This is a genomic window from Myxococcus xanthus, from assembly GCF_013116825.1.
Taxonomy (GTDB): Bacteria; Myxococcota; Myxococcia; order Myxococcales; family Myxococcaceae; genus Myxococcus; species Myxococcus xanthus_B.
Genome location: NZ_JABFNS010000092.1, coordinates 22994 through 38086, shown reverse-complemented (window position 1 = coordinate 38086; position 15093 = coordinate 22994). Strand labels below are relative to the sequence as shown.

17 protein-coding genes are annotated in these 15093 nt (G+C 69.0%); 11 read left to right on the top strand and 6 right to left on the bottom strand.

The genetic code is table 11. The features are described 5' to 3' along the window. Both HNV26_RS24565 and HNV26_RS24560 read right to left on the bottom strand, forming a co-directional pair. On the bottom strand, window positions 1–1063 hold a 1063-nt coding region (locus HNV26_RS24565), incomplete at its 3' end, for a FecR domain-containing protein (RefSeq protein WP_253816992.1). Then, a complete protein-coding gene (locus HNV26_RS24560) occupies window positions 1050–1718 on the bottom strand; it encodes an RNA polymerase sigma factor (RefSeq protein ID WP_171441301.1) in 669 nt (222 codons plus the stop codon). The genes HNV26_RS24565 and HNV26_RS24560, both read right to left, overlap by 14 nt. 236 nt (window positions 1719–1954) lie before the next feature. Between HNV26_RS24560 and HNV26_RS24555 the strand changes: the two genes are divergently transcribed. Beyond that, complete coding sequence (locus HNV26_RS24555) at window positions 1955–3148, top strand: DUF7107 domain-containing protein (RefSeq protein ID WP_171441300.1); 1194 nt, start codon at window positions 1955–1957, stop codon at window positions 3146–3148. An 18-nt stretch (window positions 3149–3166) separates the two neighbouring features. On the opposite strand, the gene HNV26_RS24550 is transcribed toward HNV26_RS24555, so the two are convergent. Further along, the gene (locus HNV26_RS24550; RefSeq protein ID WP_171441299.1) at window positions 3167–4153 is read right to left on the bottom strand and encodes a class I SAM-dependent methyltransferase; all 987 of its coding nucleotides are present in this window, start codon (window positions 4151–4153) and stop codon (window positions 3167–3169) included. Between HNV26_RS24550 and HNV26_RS24545 the strand changes: the two genes are divergently transcribed. The 7 genes from HNV26_RS24545 (at window position 4152) to HNV26_RS24515 (ending at window position 9517) form a co-directional block, all read left to right on the top strand. Then, window positions 4152–4838: a UdgX family uracil-DNA binding protein gene (locus tag HNV26_RS24545; protein ID WP_171441298.1), complete on the top strand. Its 687-nt coding sequence runs from the start codon at window positions 4152–4154 to the stop codon at window positions 4836–4838. The two genes, HNV26_RS24550 and HNV26_RS24545, sit on opposite strands and share 2 nt — an antisense overlap. Before the next feature lie 55 nt (window positions 4839–4893). Continuing rightward, on the top strand, window positions 4894–5655 hold the full coding sequence (locus HNV26_RS24540) for a crotonase/enoyl-CoA hydratase family protein (RefSeq protein ID WP_171441297.1): 762 nt from the start codon (window positions 4894–4896) through the stop codon (window positions 5653–5655). Window positions 5656–5701: 46 nt separating this feature from the next. Then, a complete protein-coding gene (locus HNV26_RS24535) occupies window positions 5702–6847 on the top strand; it encodes a cystathionine gamma-synthase (protein WP_171441296.1) in 1146 nt (381 codons plus the stop codon). A gap of 148 nt (window positions 6848–6995) precedes the next feature. Next, the gene (locus HNV26_RS24530; protein ID WP_090491990.1) at window positions 6996–7418 is read left to right on the top strand and encodes a hypothetical protein; all 423 of its coding nucleotides are present in this window, start codon (window positions 6996–6998) and stop codon (window positions 7416–7418) included. Between the two features lie 106 nt (window positions 7419–7524). Next, window positions 7525–8523, top strand: a complete 999-nt coding sequence (locus tag HNV26_RS24525) for a hypothetical protein (RefSeq protein ID WP_090491991.1) — start codon at window positions 7525–7527, stop codon at window positions 8521–8523. 3 nt (window positions 8524–8526) lie between these two features. Then, entirely contained in the window at window positions 8527–9066 is a 540-nt protein-coding gene (locus tag HNV26_RS24520; protein WP_171441295.1) for a hypothetical protein, read from the top strand. Window positions 9067–9076: 10 nt separating this feature from the next. Next, entirely contained in the window at window positions 9077–9517 is a 441-nt protein-coding gene (locus HNV26_RS24515) for a MaoC family dehydratase (RefSeq protein ID WP_171441294.1), read from the top strand. A gap of 75 nt (window positions 9518–9592) precedes the next feature. Here HNV26_RS24515 and HNV26_RS24510 read toward each other — a convergent pair whose 3' ends face one another. Continuing rightward, the gene (locus HNV26_RS24510) at window positions 9593–10960 is read right to left on the bottom strand and encodes a pyridoxal-phosphate dependent enzyme (protein WP_171441293.1); all 1368 of its coding nucleotides are present in this window, start codon (window positions 10958–10960) and stop codon (window positions 9593–9595) included. Between the two features lie 286 nt (window positions 10961–11246). Between HNV26_RS24510 and HNV26_RS24505 the strand changes: the two genes are divergently transcribed. After that, complete coding sequence (locus HNV26_RS24505) at window positions 11247–12287, top strand: aminoglycoside phosphotransferase family protein (protein ID WP_011552126.1); 1041 nt, start codon at window positions 11247–11249, stop codon at window positions 12285–12287. 1 nt (window position 12288) lies between these two features. Continuing rightward, window positions 12289–13317, top strand: coding sequence for a nucleotidyltransferase family protein (locus HNV26_RS24500; RefSeq protein ID WP_171441292.1), 1029 nt, complete (start codon window positions 12289–12291; stop codon window positions 13315–13317). 10 nt (window positions 13318–13327) lie between these two features. Here HNV26_RS24500 and HNV26_RS24495 read toward each other — a convergent pair whose 3' ends face one another. Both HNV26_RS24495 and HNV26_RS24490 read right to left on the bottom strand, forming a co-directional pair. Beyond that, window positions 13328–14092, bottom strand: coding sequence for a Stp1/IreP family PP2C-type Ser/Thr phosphatase (locus HNV26_RS24495; protein WP_141594189.1), 765 nt, complete (start codon window positions 14090–14092; stop codon window positions 13328–13330). 119 nt (window positions 14093–14211) lie between these two features. Beyond that, window positions 14212–14568, bottom strand: coding sequence for a DUF192 domain-containing protein (locus tag HNV26_RS24490; protein ID WP_011552129.1), 357 nt, complete (start codon window positions 14566–14568; stop codon window positions 14212–14214). Between the two features lie 17 nt (window positions 14569–14585). Between HNV26_RS24490 and HNV26_RS24485 the strand changes: the two genes are divergently transcribed. Then, window positions 14586–15089 carry a tRNA (cytidine(34)-2'-O)-methyltransferase gene (locus HNV26_RS24485; RefSeq protein WP_171441291.1) on the top strand — a complete coding sequence of 168 codons (504 nt, stop codon included), beginning with the start codon at window positions 14586–14588 and terminating at the stop codon, window positions 15087–15089. Window positions 15090–15093 lie beyond the last annotated feature (4 nt).

The window sequence follows — 15093 nt, the reverse complement described above, 5'->3', positions numbered from 1 at the left end:
GGCGGGGCGGGCTCACGGGGACTTCGTCCACCGGAGCCCGGAGCTCCGCGATGGCCCGCAGGTCCGGCTTCGACATCTTCCGCGGGCTCAGCGTGTGCTTCGCCGCGTGCAGTTCCACCCGCTCGCCAGGGCCCACCAGCCGCGGCGGCTGACCTTCCGCCTCGACGCGGACCTGTCCTTCCGCGACGGCCACGGCGGCGCCTTCCTTCGTGCGCTCCACCGTGAAGACGGTGCCCACCACGGAGACGCGCAGACCCGCCACCTCCACCATGAATCCTTGGCGCGCCGTGTGCGAGGCCTCGACGGACAGCCGTCCCTTGTTCACGGTGAGGTGCACATCGCGCGACTCCGCGCGGGACAGCTCCACCTCCGAGCCCGCCGACAGCCGAACGCGGCTCTCATCCGGGAGCCGAAGCAACGCACTGGAGCGCGCGGGCGTCCGCACCGCCACGCCTGAACGCAGCCGCATGCCGGGCTTGAGCGCGCGCTCCGTGCCTCCCGCCTCGCGCAGGATGGCACCCGCGACGGCGACCCGTTCTGTCTCCGTGGTGGCGTCGAGCTTCTCCGCTGCATTCGAGGGGACAGACGGCTCGCTGCCGGCCGCGGCGTGAGCGGCCGTCTCCGGAGGCGGGGGCGCCGTGGGAGCCGCGTCACCTCCATTCGACGGAACGGAGGCACCCGACGCAGGAGCAGAGGGTGCATTCCCCCGAGCCACGTGCGCTCCGCCCGCGTCGGTCGCCCGGGGCGCGCGGACCATCCAGAACGCCAGCATCGCCGCGCAGACGCCCGCGAGCGCCACGGCCCACGGCCAGCGGGCCCTGGGCGCGCTGCGCACCAGGCGCCGAGCTGCTTCCGCGCGAAGTCCTTCGCCCATGACGTCCGTGCGCGGCGCGGGCAGGGTGCCGCGGCCCTCGTGGAGGACGGCGCGGGACTGCCGGACCTGCTCCAGCGCCTGGGCACATTCGGAGCAGGTGGCGACGTGCGCCTCCACCCGTCTGCTCGCATCTGCGTGCAACTCGCCCGCGGCCAGGGCCCACAGGGAGAGGTGCTCATGTCGCGCCATGGAAACCTCCGGGCCGGTCGGCGCCGAGCAGTCGCTGCATGGCTTCGTTGAACTCCAGCCGCGCATGGTGGAGGCGGCTGCGGACGGTGTTGGGGGAGCTGCCCACGGCGTCGGCAATCTCGTCCGGGCTCATTCCACACAGCTCGTAGTACACGAAGACGATGCGCTTCTTGGGCTTCAGCCGTTCCAGCGCCAGCTCCACCAGCCGGGCCGCCTGACGCCGCGAGGCCACCCGCTCGGGGTCGTCTCCTTCCGCCGCCGTTTCCGGCAGCTCCCAGACGGAGTCCTCCGGCCGGCGCCGCTTCCAGCGCAGGTGGGACAGGGCCACATTGGAGCACACGCGATAGAAGAAGGTCCGGAACCGGGACTCGCCCCGGTAGCTCTTCACGGCTGTGAGCAGCCGGAGATAGGCCTCCTGGAGCAGGTCCTCCACGTCCACGCGGTTGCCGACCAGGTGCCACAAGGTGCGCGAGGCATCCGCCTGTGTGAGCGCATAGAGCTGTTCGAATGCCGTCAGGTCGCCCTCCTGGATGCGCCGGACCAGCGCCTGGAGCCGCACCTCGTCCTGGGCGGGAACGCCGGACGCGTCGCGTCCCCTTCGCTCCTCGGGGAGGCGGGTGACGTGCGCGAATGAGCGGGCTCCACGCAGGAACACCAGGGGTTCTCCCTCGAGGGGTGGTCGGGGTCCGGCGCGATGCGAGCCCGGCCCGGTGACCGACTGAAAGGTCCAGGCCACTACATACCTCCGTGGCCATGGGTCTCCGGAAAGACGAAAGCCGATCAAATAAATTTTTTGATCATCCGTCCGCGCTACGGAGTCCATCGCTGCTGAAACCGGAAAGCACCCCCGGTGGCCGGACCGGCACCCCTGAGTTCTCGGAGTCCCCTCTCATGCGGAACACCCCCATACGTAGCCTCATGTGGCTGCCGTTGCTCGCCGTCCTCGCCGTCCTCCCGGGCTGCATCGTCCATGGAGAGGATGACTGGTACGACGACGATGACGACATCTGCTACTGCTCCTCCGACAAAGATTGCAGTCCGGGTGAGAGCTGCCGCAGCGGCGTCTGTCGGACCGTTCCACCTGGCTCGGGCGGGTGTTCCTCCTCCCTGGACTGCCCCGGGTCCCAGATCTGCATCAACAGCGTCTGCTCGCAGTTCTGCTCGCGTGACTCCGACTGCGGTTCGGGCCAGCGCTGCGACGACCACTACTGCGTCGGGAACGGCGGGACGCGCCCGGACGCGGGGGCTGATGGCGGGACGCGCCCGGATTCGGGGACGGACGGTGGGACGCGTCCAGATGCTGGCTCCGACGGTGGGACGCGCCCGGATGCGGGCGTGGACGGGGGTTCTCCTCTGCAGTGCCGGGTGAACATGGATTGCGGTGCGGGGAACTACTGCATCAACAGCCAGTGCATCCGCGGCTGCTATGACGATTCCTGGTGCGACGCGAAGGACACCTGCGTGAGCGGCCTGTGCCGTCCGCGCCCGGTGGACCCCAACACCTGCTCCACCGCGGCGGACTGCTCCGGCGGGAAGGACTGCGTGGATGGCCAGTGCCGCGCGGCTTGCGACTCCACCACCCAGTGCCCGGACGACTACAGCTGCCAGATTGGGTACTGCATGCCCATTCCGGATGGGGGCCAGTGCCGCGCCAACTGCGAGTGCCCCGCCGGCCAGGTCTGCTTCAATGGCCAGTGCAAGCCGCCGCAGCCGGACCCGGGCCAGACGTGCGTGGCCAACTGCGACTGCCCCTCGGGTGAGGTCTGCACCAACGGTTACTGCCGCCCGCCGGCCCCGCCGCCTCCGCCGCCGGATGCGGGCACGGGCACGGCCTGCGAGGCCAACTGCGACTGCCCGTCGGGCCAGGTCTGCTCCAACGGCCAGTGCAAGGTGCCGTCGCCTCCTCCGGTTCAGGATGCCGGGACGTCCACCCCGGTGTGCCGCGCCGACTGCGAGTGCCCGTCCGGTCAGGTCTGCACGGACGGCGTCTGCAAGCCCGTCAACACGGGCAGCGGCAACAGCTGTCAGGCCACCTGCGAGTGCCCCGCCGGCGAGCGCTGCATCGACAACGTCTGCTGGCTGTAGTCGGGACGGACGCCAGCGTCAGGGCGCCACCATGCGCCAGCAGCGGTGGATCTCCTTGCGCTGGAAGTCCTCGGGGATGGAGCGAGGGGTGAGCTCCTCCACCTCCATCCCCCGCGTGGCCTTCGGTTCCAACTGGAACCCCAGGAAGTTGTTGGAGAAGTAGAGGACGCCACCGGGGGCGAGCAGCGCCCGGATGGCGGCCAGCAGGCGCGGGTGGTCGCGCTGCACGTTGAAGCTGCCCGACATCTTCTTCGACGTGGAGAAGGACGGCGGGTCGCACACCACCAGGTCGTACCGCTCTGGCGCGTCGGCCTGGGCCTCCACCCAGGCCTTGGCATCCGCGCGCACCAGCGTGTGCCGCGCGTCGGCCAGGCCGTTGAGGTCCAGGTTGTCCTCGGCCCAGTCCAGGTAGGTGTTGGAGAGGTCCACCGTCATCGTGCTCGCGGCGCCTCCAGCGGCGGCGTAGACGGTGAAGGCCCCGGTGTACGCGAAGAGGTTGAGGAAGCGCTTGCCCCGGGCCTCCTCCCGCACGCGCGCGCGGGTGTTGCGGTGGTCCATGAAGAGGCCGGTGTCCAGGTAGTCGCCCAGGTTCACCCAGAACTTCAGGCCCTGCTCCTCCACCACGATGCGCCCGCTGTCCTGGCCCACCCGGCCGTACTGCGAGCGGCCCCAGGGCTGGGGCGTGTGCGTCTTCACGAAGATGCGCTCGGGCGGGACGGCCAGCACCTGCGTCACCGCGGCCAGGACCTCCTCCCGCTGCGTCTCCGCCGCGCCAGAGGCGATGGCGCGCCGACGGGGGTACTCCACGACGTGGACGCAGTCGCCATAGACGTCGATGGCGAAGGGGTACTCGGGGATGTCCCTGTCGTAGACGCGGAAGGCCGTCAGGCCCTGTGTCCGGGCCCACTTGCGGAAGCGCTTGTCCCCCTTGCGCAGGCGGTTGGCGAACATGCCCTCGGGGCCGGTTGCGTCGTGAGAGCCATGCGTACCTTGTGTGTCAGCCATGCCCAAGCGTCCTTCCGTCCAGACCACCGCGGCCCCCCTCATCCCTGAGTCTCCGACGTACGACAAGCTCCGAAAGGCGGCCGCGGGGTGTCAGGCCTGCCCGCTGTGGCGCACGGGCACCCAGACCGTCTTCGGCGAGCCCGAGGGGCAGCCGCGCCCGGGCCCCCGGGTGATGCTGGTGGGCGAGCAGCCCGGGGACCAGGAGGACCGGGCCGGCAGGCCCTTCGTGGGGCCCTCCGGCCGGCTCCTGGACGAGGCGCTGGAGGCCGCCGGCATCGACCGCGCGCAGGTGTACGTCACCAATACGGTGAAGCACTTCAAGTGGACCGGCCAGGGGCCCCGGCGCATCCACGCGAAGCCGACCACGACGGAGATTCGCGCCTGCCTGCCGTGGCTGGAGGCGGAGATTCGCGTGTTCCGCCCGGACGTCCTCGTCTGCCTGGGGGCCACCGCGGCGCAGGCGCTGCTGGGCAAGGTGTTCCGGGTGACGCAGTCTCGTGGGCAGCCGATGGCGTCGGAATGGGCGCGGGTGGTGGTGGCCACGGTGCACCCGTCCTCCATCCTCCGCGCGCCGGACCCTCGGGCGAAGGAGGCTGCGCTCAAGGCCTTCGTGGACGACTTGCGCCAGGTGGCGCGCATCATCCACGGCCTGTCGGAAGGGGCGGGCGCGCACGCGCCGATGTAAGGACGCACCGCGGCGGGATTGCGGTCCGGACGCGAGGGAAGAAGACTCCGCCGCCATGAGCGTGCGCGTCGAGAAGAACGGCCTCGTCACCACCGTCATCCTGGACCGCCCGGAGGTGCGCAACGCCGTGGATGGCGCCACCGCTCAGTCGCTGGCGGAGGCCTTCCGCGCCTTCGACGCGGACCCGGACGCGCGGGTGGGCGTGCTCCATGGAGAAGGGGGCACCTTCTGCGCCGGGGCGGACCTGAAGGCCGTCTCCGAGGGCCGGTTGCCCCGCCTGGAGCTGGACGGGGATGGCCCCATGGGCCCCTCGCGCATGGCGCTGTCCAAGCCCGTCATCGCATCTATAAGTGGCCATGCCGTGGCCGGCGGCTTGGAGCTGGCGCTGTGGTGCGACTTGCGCGTGGCCGAGGAGGACGCCGTCCTGGGCGTCTTCTGCCGCCGCTGGGGCGTGCCCCTCATCGACGGGGGGACGGTGCGGCTGCCCCGGCTCATTGGCCTTTCGCGCGCGCTGGACCTCATCCTCACGGGCCGGCCTGTCTCCGCCCAGGAGGCGCTGGCCATGGGGCTGGTCAACCGCGTGGTGCCCCGGGGGCAGGCGCGCGAGGCCGCGGAGGCCCTGGCGCGCGAAGTGGCCGCCTTCCCGCAGGCGTGCATGAACGCGGACCGGCGCTCCGCCTACGCCCAGGCGGGGCTGGGCACCGAAGAGGCACTGCGTCAGGAGTTCGCCCGCGGTGTCAAGGTCCTGGAGTCGGAGTCCATTGCCGGCGCCACGCGTTTTGCTCAAGGGGCAGGGCGTCACGGGAAGTTCGAATAGGCGGGTCCTGCTGCGGGCAGGGAGGGACTGTGTTAGTTCCCCCGGCATGCGCTTCGACACGCTTGCCATTCACGCCGGTCAGGAGCCGGACCCCACCACCGGCGCCATCATGACGCCCGTCTACCTGACGTCCACCTACGTCCAGGACGGCCCCGGAGAGCACAAGGGCTACGAGTACAGCCGGACGCAGAACCCCACCCGCAAGGCGCTCCAGGACTGTCTGGCCGCGCTCGAGGGGGCGAAGTACGGCGCGGCCTTCGCCTCCGGCCTGGCGGGCACGGACATGCTGATGCACATGCTGGATTCGGGCGACCACGTGGTCGTCTCGGACGATGTGTACGGCGGCACCTTCCGCCTCTTCGACAAGGTGTTCCGGCGGGCCGGGCTGCACTTCTCCTTCGTGGACCTGTCCAAGCCGGAGAACTTCGAGGCGGCGATTACGCCGAAGACGAAGATGGTGTGGGTGGAGTCCCCCACCAACCCGATGCTCAAGCTCATCGACCTGGCGCGCATCGCCGAGGTCGCCAAGAAGCGGAACATCCTCTCCGTCGCCGACAACACGTTCATGACGCCGTACTTCCAGCGCCCGCTGGACCTCGGCTTCGACGTGGTGGCGCACTCCACCACCAAGTACATCAACGGCCACAGCGACGTGGTGGGCGGCTTCGTCTGCACCAGCCGCGAGGACGTGGCGGAGAAGATGTACTTCCTCCAGAACGCGGTGGGCGGCGTGTCCGGCGCCTTCGACAGCTTCATGGTGCTGCGCGGCGTGAAGACGCTGCACGTGCGCATGGACCGCCACGCCTCCAACGCGATGAAGGTGGCGCAGTTCCTGGCGTCCCACCCGAAGGTGAAGAAGGTCACCTACCCGGGCCTGGAGTCGCACCCGCAGCACGCGCTGGCGAAGCAGCAGATGTCCGGCTTCGGCGGCATGGTGACCTTCGACATCCAGGGGGGCCTGGAGGCGGCCCGCACCTTCCTCAAGACGGTGAAGGTGTTCGCCTGCGCCGAGTCGCTCGGCGGCGTCGAGTCCCTCATCGAGCACCCGGCCATCATGACCCACGCCTCCATCCCCAAGGAGACGCGCGAGCAGTTGGGCATCACCGACGGCTTCATCCGCCTGTCCGTGGGCATCGAGGACGCGCGGGACCTGGTGGATGACCTGTCCCAGGCGCTCGACGCCGCGAAGTAGCCGTCAGGGCCTCGCGCCCCTTCGGTCTCCAGGGCCTCCCCGCGCTCGCCTTCCCGGAAGCGCGCGGAGGCCCTTGTCATGTGGAGGCGGCGTGCTGATTTGCTAGGCTGCCCGCTCAGGCAGTGCCCGCCCCTGGAGACCGACCCCCATGACCCGAGAAGAAGCGCAGATGCTGGCGCAGGCGTTCCTCGCCGCCAACGGCAGCCCCAACAGCGTCGGCATCAACCCGCAGGGCTTCGGCGGCGTCGCCCTGGGCGATGCGCAGCTCTACTTCGAGTGGCACGACAAGGAGCAGGCGCTGGAGTGCAGCGCCCTCATCCACCGGTTCCGGGACACCCCCAAGCCGGGCATCCTGGAGGGCTTCCAGGACGAGCAGAAGAAGGGCACCGACACCGGCGGCGGCACCGTGGACTTCGAGCCGGAGAACAAGTCCCTGTTCCTCAGCCGCACCTACACCACGGCGCCGCAGATCCCCATCTTCAACGACGACATGAAGCGGTTGATGAAGGCCAGCATCGAGTGGAGCAGCACCGTCCTGAACCGGGTGGCGGACCGCGTCTTCGGACGCTGATCCTCTGCCGCGGCGCGGCAAAGTGAGGGGCACCGCAACTTCCAGGACCCAGGGACGATAATTCCCTCACCAGCAGTCCACTCCTTCCAAATCGCCTGGAGCCCCCATGAACCCCATCGAGCGCGGCCGGAAACTCATCAACACGGTCCGTACCGGTGCCGAGAAGGCCATTGACCGTACGCAAGACGCCGTGGGTAACGCCGTCGACAACGTGAAGGACGCCGCGGCTGCCGGCGGCCGCAAGGTCGGCCAGTTCGTGGACGGCTTCGAGAACGCCGTCTCCGGCACCGCCCGGGGCGTGGGCAACGTCGTCGGCGGCGCCGCGCGGGGCGTGCAGGAGTTCTTCGGCGGCGGCAACCAGCCGGACCGCGTGCACGACGGCAAGCTGCTGGGCGCGGACGGCGCGACGTTCCCGCCGGGCACCCCGCTGGCGGACATCCCGGGCGTGACGCCGGCCAACAACCCGAACCCGCAGTCGACCATCCTCTACGTCAACGGCATCCTGACGACGAAGGAGACCCAGTCGGAGAGCCTGCAGGCCATCGCCAACGCGACGGGCTCGCGCGTCGTCGGCATCCACAACGCCACCGAGGGCATGGGCGCGGACCTGGCCCAGTGCGTGAAGGACAAGCTGGACAAGGGTACCAACCCCGCCGTGGACACCCTGGCAGACGCGCTCTACACCGAGCTCAAGGCCGGCCGTGACGTGCACCTGATGGCGCACAGCCAGGGTGGCCTCGTCTCCAGCCGCGCGCTGAACGACGTGTACAACCGGCTGCGCATCGAAGATGGGATGTCCAAGCAGGACGCCAGGGCGCTGATGGGGAAGATCAACGTGGAGACGTTCGGCGGCGCCGCCGCCACGTACCCGGACGGCCCGAACTACGTGCACTACGTGAACCGTGGCGACCCGGTCCCCAGCATGTTCGGCCTGGGCCCCATCCCGGACAAGTGGAACCCCGTCGCGGACGGTGGCAAGGGCTCCAAGGTCCACCAGTTCAACGAGTTCCACCTGAACCCGTTCGACGGCCACAGCTTCGAGGACGTCTACCTCAAGAACCGCGTGCCGTTCGACCAGGCCCGCGAAGGCAACTTCAACAAGTAACCCATGGCTACCGCTCCCCGCAGTGGCCTCGCTGGCCTGCTCAGGTCCTGGATTTCGGGCCTGGGCCCCGCAGCTCCGGCGGATACGCCGCTGACGCGGGAGTCTGCCCAGCGGCTGGTCCAGGGCTTCCTCCATGAAGAGGGCACGCCGCCCAGCCCGGGCATCAATCCCCAGGGCTTCGGCGGGCTCTCCGCGGGGGGCGCGTCGCTGTACTTCGAGTGGTTGGAGGACACCCAGGCGCTGAAGTGCAGCGCCTTGGTGTACCGCTTCCGTGAGCCGCCCAAGCCCGGCGTCATCGAGGGCTTCCAGGCGGAGGAGCGGGAGGGCACGGATGCCGGTGGCGGCACCGTGGACTACGAGCGGGAGAACCGGGGCCTCTACCTGGCCCGGACGTACACCCGCATGCCGTCCGAGCGCACCTTCGCCAAGGAGATGCGCCGGCTGATGAAGGTCAGCATCAAGTGGAACTCCGAAGTGTTGGACCGCGTCGCTTCGCGCGTGTTCCACCCAGAGGAACTGGAATCCAAGGACACGTCGCGTTGAAGTAGCGCCCATGCGCTACTTCGAGGACTTCCAGCCCGGGGACGTGAGCGAACACGGCCCCCACGTGGTGTCGCGCGAGGAAATCATCGCCTTCGCGACGCAATTCGACCCGCAGCCCTTCCACCTGAGCGACGAAGCCGCCCGCGACAGCATCTTCGGCGGGCTGGTGGCCAGCGGTTGGCACACCGCCTCGCTGTGTCACCGCCTGTTGGTGAACAGCTTCCTGGGGCAGACGTCCAGCCTGGGCTCGCCCGGCTTGGATGAGCTGCGCTGGCTCAAGCCCGTGCGTCCGGGGGACACGTTGCACGTGCGCGTGGAGGTCGTCTCCTCCACGCCGTCGCGCAGCAAGCCGGACCGGGGCGCCATCAAGCTCCGCATGGAGGTGCGCAACCAGAAGGACGAGGTGGTGATGACGGAGCTGGCGAACGTGCTCTTCGGCCGGCGTCCATGAACACGAAGGGCCTCCCGTTTCCGCTGGGGAAACGTGGAGGCCCTCGGTGCTTCCCTGGCGCGAGCGCGCCGGGGACTACGCCGCCGTGCGGTGCAGGTAGTCGATGAGGTCGATCTTGGTGACGATGCCGACCACCTTCTCGCCGTCCTTCACCACCGCCACGTTGTCCTGAGCGAAGACCTCGCGCAGGCGGGCGATGCTGGTGTCGAGCGACAGCGCGCCCTGCAGCGGCGCGATGATGCCGTCGATGGTGTCGGAGAACTTCGCCTTGCCGGCAACCAGCGCGTTGAGCAGGTCGTACTCGTGCACCATGCCCACCGTGCGGCCGTCGTCGCCCACCACCGGCATCTGGCTGATGCCGTGGCCGCGCATCGTCTCGACCACCTGGTCGACCTTGTCACCGCGGCGCGCCGTCTTCACGTCCTTGCGCTTGTCGCCCAGGATGTCGCGGATGGTGCCGGCGCCCTTCTCCTCCAGGAAGCCGTTGTCGCGCATCCACTCGTCGGAGTGGAACTTGCTGATGTAGCTGCTTCCCGAGTCCGGCAGCACGACGACAATCGTCTTGCCCTTGCCCACTTCCTTGGCCAACTGCACCGCGACGTGAATCGCCGCGCCCGAGGAGCCGCCGGCGAAGATGCCTTCCTCACGCGCCAGGCGGCGCGCGGCGATGAAGCACTGACGGTCATCGACCTGGCGCACGTCGTCCAGGTGGGTGAAGTCCATGGCGCCGCACAGCATGTCCTCGCCGATGCCCTCCACCTTGTAGACGTGCGGCTCGGTCAGCTTGCCCGTCTTGAAGTAGCCCTCGTAGACGGAGCCCTCCGGGTCCACGCCCACGTTCTTGAGGCCGGGAATCTTCTCCTTCAGGAACTTGCCGGCGCCGCTCATGGTGCCGCCGGTGCCCAGGCCCGCGACGAAGTAGTCGAACTTGCCCTCGGTCTGCTCGTAGATCTCAGGACCGGTGGTGTTGTAGTGCGCCTCGATGTTGTCGGGGTTGTGGTACTGGTTGAGCATGAACGCGCCCGGCGTCTCGCGGTGCAGGCGCTTGGCCGTCTCGTAGTAGCTGCGCGGGTCCTCGGCCGGCACGTTCGTCGGCGTCACCACCACCTGCGCGCCCAGCGCCTTGAGGCGGTTGATCTTCTCCAGGGACATCTTGTCCGGCATGGTGAAGATGCACTTGTAGCCCTTGACCGCCGCGGCCAGCGCCACGCCCATGCCGGTGTTGCCGGACGTGTTCTCGACGATGGTGCCGCCGGGCTTGAGCTTCCCCTCCCGCTCGGCCTTCTCGAGGATGTAGAGCGCCATGCGGTCCTTGATGGACGCGCCCGGGTTCATGAACTCGCACTTGACCAGCACGGTCGCGTCGTTCGGCCCGACGAGCTTGTTGAGCTTGACCAGCGGCGTGTTGCCAATGGCGGTGAGGATGTTCTCGTGGATGTCCATCGCGGCTTCCATAAGTTAATGAGGGTTCGCGGCGCGTCTTATATGCCGCCGCACTGGCCCGGTCGACAGCGTGTGGCCTCTTGCGACCCTGGAGCGTGTTGAACCCGCCCCGGCGGGCAGGGAGTTCCGACGCACCCGGACGAGGGGGGAGGATGGCCGCCCGTCGGGTTGGCGACAGCCCGGGGGGCATCCGGCCATCCGCCCGGACAGGCCTTTGACCCGGATGGACGCGCCTCCGATACTCGCGCGCAACTTGCGTCAACCCCCTCCGGAGAACCCCGTCGATATGGAACTCGAGGCCGCCCTGCGCGACCAGGTGGGACAGGCCATGGGCCGTCCCGTTCCCAACGCCCCCATCACGAAGCTGAAGGGCGAGGCGAGCAGCCGCTCGTACTACCGCGTTGGCGCGCCGCCCGAGAGCTGGGTGGTGATGGTGATGCCGCCCGACTCGACGAAGAAGAGCGACGAGGCCACCAAGGGCGAGCCCCCCAAGGAGCTGCCCTTCATCAACGTGCACCGCTACCTGGAGAAGCTGGGCGTGCGGGTGCCGCGCATCCTCCGCTACGACGAGCCGGCGGGGATGATGGTGATTGAAGATTTGAGTGACATCACCTTCGAGTCCGCGCTGGAGGGCGGCAAGCACCACGAGGCGCTCTACACCCGCGCCGTGGACCTGCTGGCGCGCCTGCGCGCGGCGGCGGAGAAGGCGGAGGACCCGGACTGCCTGGCCTTCACCCGCGCCTTCGACGAGGACCTCTACGACTGGGAGCTGCACCACTTCCGCGAGTGGGGCCTGGAGGCGTGGAGTGGCAAGAAGCCCACGGACGCCGAGCGCGCCGAACTGGACGCCACCTTCCGCGACATCGCCCGGCAGCTGGCCGCCGCGCCGCGTGGCTTCACGCACCGCGACTACCAGAGCCGCAACATCATGATGAAGGAGGGCGAGCTGGTCGTCATCGACTTCCAGGACGCGCTCCAGGGCCCGCGCCAGTACGACCTGGTGGCGCTCTTGCGTGACAGCTACGTGGAGCTGGACCGCGACTTCGTGGACGCGATGCTGGACCGCTACATCGCCACCTTCCAGGAGGTGAGCGGCGAGCGCATCGACGCGGCGTCCTTCAAGGCCTTCTTCGACCTGCTCACCATCCAGCGAAAGCTGAAGGACGCGGGCCGCTTCGAGTTCATCAACCGGGTGAAGGGCAACCCGGGCTTCCTGGTGTCCATCCCCGCGTCGCTGCGCTACGTGCGTGACGGCTTCGCGCGGCGGCCGGAGCTGCGCAAGCTGCAGGACCTGGTGGCGAAGTACGTCCCGGAGCTGGCGGCCTGAGATGAAGGCCATGGTCCTCTGCGCGGGCCTGGGCACGCGCCTGCGCCCGCTCACCGAACGCTGGCCCAAGCCGGCGATGCCATTCCTGGGACAGCCGCTGCTGCGCTACCACCTGGCGGTGCTGAAGGCCGCGGGCGTGACGGCGGTGGGCATCAACACCCACCACCTGCCAGACACCATGGAGGCGGTGGCCCGCGCCGAGTGCGCTCGCGCGGGGCTGCCGCTGCACGTGGTGAACGAGCCCGTCATCCAGGGCACCGGCGGCGGCATCCGCGGCCTGCGGGACTTCCTGTCGGACGGCGACTTCATCGTCTTCAACGGCGACATCCTCTACCCGGTGGACCTGCGGCCGGTGGTGGCCGTGCACCAGGCGTCCGGCGCGCTGGCCACCCTGGTGCTGCAGCCCATGCCAGCGGGGGAGACGTACGCCGCGGTGGAGCTGGATGCGGAAGGGCGCGTGCGCCGCATCGCCGGCCACGGCCCTGGCGGTGAAGGCTTGTCGCCGTGGCACTTCACCGGCGTGCACGTGATGTCGCCGCGCGTCTTCGACTTCATGTCTCCGCGAGGTGAGGAGGACATCAACCGCGGCGTCTATGTCCGCGCCATGGAGGCGGGGCAGACGGTGCGGGGCGTGCGGCTGGACGGGTACTGGTCCGACCTGGGCACGCCGTCGCGCTACCTCGCCACCGTGCAGGACGTGCTCGCCGGCCGCGTGCGGCTGGAGTGGCTGGGCGCGGACTCACCGCTGGCGGGGACCCCGCGCGGCGCGAGTGGCACCTGGGCGCACGCGGAGGCTCGCCTGGACGGCACGGCGGAGGGCCCGGTGTACCTGGGGCGGGGCAGCGCGGTCGCCGCCGGAGCCGCCGTGGGGCCGGGCGTGTCGCTGGAGCCGGGCGCGAAGGTGGCTTCGGGGGCGCGGCTCTCGCGAGCCACCGTCTTCGAGGACACCGAGGTGTCCTCCGGGGAGACGCTCTCCGAGGTGCTCGCCTGGGGCGCGCACCGGATTGCCGCGCCGCTGAAGGGGCGCTGAGCGCCGCCGCTCAGGCGGCGTGGTAGCGGGCCAGCACGCAGGTGACGTTGTCGTTGCCACCTGCGGCGTTGGCCATGTCGATGAGCTGCGAGCAGGCCTTCTCCAGCTCCGGCGTGCGCTGCAGGATTTCCTGCATCTGCGCGTCCGTCACCATGCCGCTCAGGCCGTCCGAGCAGAGCAGGAAGACATCATCCTCCTGCGGCTCCACGCGGGAGACATCCACCTGGACGTTCTCCTTCATGCCCAGCGCGCGGACGATGACGTTCTTGTGGGGGAAGTTCTCAATCTCCTCCGGCGAGAGCTTCTTCGCCTTGAGGTAGTCGTTGAGGAGGGAGTGGTCCTCCGTCACCTGCTTCAGGGCGCCGCCGCGGAAGTAGTACACGCGGCTGTCGCCGACGTGGCCCACGTAGACGGCGGTCTGCCCGAAGTGCACCGTGACGATGGTGGTGCCCATGCCCTTGTACTTGGACTCGGAGCTGGCCTTCTCGAAGATGCGCGCGTTGGCGAGCTTGATGCCGGTGGCGAGCCGGTTCTCGTCATAGTTGCGCGTCTTGTCCATCTTGAAGGGCCAGGTGCAGTCCTGGTCCTTGGACGTGAGCTTGTAGAACTCGCCGAGCTCGTCCACCGCGATGCGGCTGGCGATTTCTCCAGACGAGTGGCCGCCCATGCCATCCGCCACGCAGAAGAGAAACTCTTCCGGGAGCATCAGGAAGTTGTCCTCGTTGTGATTCCGCTTCATCCCAACGTGGGTGCTGCCAGCTACCTCGATGCGCATGCGCGAGAACTCTTCTAAAGGGGCGAGAAAACGTGGCGCCGGAGGTTAACAAAGCGCTCGGAAATCGGTCAAAACTCGTGCATCCCGGCCTGACAGGCAGGGGCACTTCGGGCAGGGCCTCAAGGAACCGGCTCGAAGCTCAGCACATCGCCTTCCTGGGTGCCGCTGGCCGCCAGGACCCCCGCGGGAAGCTCCAGGACCGAGCGGGACTGGAAATACACGGATGTCGCACGCCAGGGCGGCAACGCGGGCATCTGCTTGACGATGCGGCCCTGGGCGTCCAGGAACAGCACGTCAATGGGGATGCGCATGAAGAAAGTGTGGATGGAGTTACAGGGGACGATATGGAGCCCCTGGCCCACCTCCAGCGAGCGGCGCCCCATGAGTCCCTTGAACCGTTGGAGGAACGAGGTGGCCTTGTCGGCCCGGTCCGCCAGCAGCCGTTGCCGCGTCTCGTTGTTCACCTTCCAGCGCATGTAGCGCCTTCTACCCCATGCTCGAGCCCCTGGCGCGTCCTCTCCACCTGGTCCTCGTTTCTCCCCAGATTCCCCCCAACACCGGCAACGTCGCCCGCCTGTGCGCCGTGACGGGCTGCCGGCTCATCCTGGTGGAGCCCCTGGGCTTCTCCATTGACGACCGGCAGCTCAAGCGGGCGGGGCTGGACTACTGGGACAAGGTATTTCTCCGCCTGTATCCAACCTACGCGGACTATGTGGCGGACTACCCGGACGCCCGGCGCTGGCTCTTCTCCGCCCGGGCTGAAACATCCCTGTATGAGGCCCGGTTCGAGGAGGGGGACCACCTGGTGTTCGGCTCGGAGGTGTCCGGGCTGGCGCCGGAGGTGATGGAGGGGGGCACGGGGACGGCCGTCACCATTCCCATGCTGGAGGACCGCCGGAGCCTGAACCTGTCCACGTCGGTGGGAATCGGGACCTATGAGGCCCTGCGACAGGTCCGTTTCACCGGAGCGGGCAGGCAAGCGCCCCCGGCAAGTTGAGGGG